This is a genomic window from Dellaglioa sp. CoH-55-MRSF-8 (genome assembly GCF_056782195.1).
The window spans coordinates 1-355 of the sequence record NZ_JBXAYH010000122.1; the positions used below are offsets into that span (position 1 = coordinate 1).

Here is a 355-nt window from a genome sequence, read left to right on the forward strand (position 1 = left end):
TCATCTTCCTCGTCGAGATCGGGATTCCCGAGGCCCAGATTCTCGACACCGAGTTTGAGGTACGTCAGCACCTCGTCCACGCTGGACCGGTATCCGGTATCGAACAAGACCTCGTACGGAGCATAGCCTTCGATCAAGCCTTGATAGACAGTGGCGTCAATGCGCGCGTCGTAGCCTGCACGAATCTTGAGCGTGTGGCATTCGATGCCGAACAGAGCCTCGTCCTTCTTGTCGTTCAGGCGCACGAACTGTTTGTGCTCTTCCGCGAACTGTTCGAGTTCCGTGTGCCGGACACGATCCAGTTCCAAACCTAGATACTGCTCCAGCGACTTGAACATGGGACGCACCTCACGGT

The 355-nt window shown here is 56.3% G+C and carries 1 protein-coding gene; it reads right to left on the reverse strand.

Going from position 1 to position 355, the window contains the following annotated elements:
* Positions 1 to 338 (reverse strand): hypothetical protein (locus tag AC1RPW_RS08190; RefSeq protein ID WP_481769472.1); only part of this gene is annotated, 338 nt, incomplete at its 3' end.
* Positions 339 to 355 lie beyond the last annotated feature (17 nt).